The 1186-nt window shown below is 44.9% G+C and carries 1 protein-coding gene; it reads left to right on the top strand.

Features of this window, described 5'->3' with window-relative positions:
• On the top strand, positions 1-1185 hold a 1185-nt coding region (tuf, locus tag F8R13_RS11390), incomplete at its 5' end, for an elongation factor Tu (RefSeq protein ID WP_152834677.1).
• Between the last annotated feature and the right edge of the window lies 1 nt (position 1186).

Raw genomic sequence — 1186 nt, 5'->3', positions numbered from 1 at the left:
ATGGCAAAGGAAAAGTTTGAACGTAGTAAGCCGCACGTAAACGTTGGTACGATTGGTCACGTTGACCATGGTAAGACAACTCTTACAGCGGCGTTGACAATTGTACAAGGTAAGAAGTTTGGTGGTGACGTAAAAGGTTACGATCAAATCGATAACGCACCAGAAGAGCGTGCGCGTGGTATCACTATCTCAACAGCACACGTAGAATACGAGTCAGAAACTCGTCACTACGCGCACGTTGACTGCCCAGGCCATGCTGACTATGTTAAAAACATGATCACTGGTGCTGCACAGATGGATGGTGCAATCCTAGTATGTTCAGCTGCAGATGGCCCAATGCCACAAACGCGTGAACACATCCTTCTATCTCGTCAGGTAGGTGTACCTTACATCGTTGTTTTCCTAAACAAAGTTGACATGGTAGATGACGAAGAGCTACTAGAATTGGTAGAAATGGAAGTTCGTGAATTGCTAGATCAATACGAATTCCCAGGTGACGATACACCAGTAATTATGGGTTCTGCACTTAAAGCAATCGAAGGTGACCCAGCGTACGAAGCGAAAATCGGTGAATTGGTTGACGCACTAGATACTTACATCCCAACACCAGAGCGTGACACAGACAAGCCATTCCTAATGCCTGTAGAAGATATCTTCTCAATCCAAGGTCGTGGTACGGTAGCAACTGGTCGTGTTGAAACAGGTGTTGTTAAAGTTGGTGAAGAAATCGAAATCGTTGGTATTCGCCCAACTACAACTACAACTGTAACAGGTGTAGAAATGTTCCGTAAGCTTCTAGACCAAGGTGAAGCTGGTGATAACGTAGGTATCCTATTGCGTGGTACTAAGCGTGAAGACATCGAACGTGGTCAAGTATTGGCTCACAAAGGAACTGTTAAGCCACATACTAAGTTTGAAGCTGAAGTATACGTATTGTCAAAAGATGAAGGTGGACGTCACACTCCATTCTTCAATGGTTACCGTCCACAGTTCTACTTCCGTACAACTGACGTAACTGGTGCGTGTGAACTACCAGCAGGAACAGAAATGGTAATGCCTGGTGATAACGTACAAATGACAGTTGAGTTGATCAACCCGATCGCAATGTCAGAAGGTCTACGTTTCGCAATCCGTGAAGGTGGACGTACAGTTGGTGCAGGTGTTGTTGCTAAAATTCTTGAATAAG

Origin of the sequence: Hydrogenovibrio sp. JE_KL2 (genome assembly GCF_009296185.1) — a bacterium.
Taxonomy (GTDB): Bacteria; Pseudomonadota; Gammaproteobacteria; order Thiomicrospirales; family Thiomicrospiraceae; genus Hydrogenovibrio.
The sequence above is the reverse complement of the archived record's forward strand: the minus strand, read 5'-3'. Positions and strand labels throughout refer to the sequence as shown.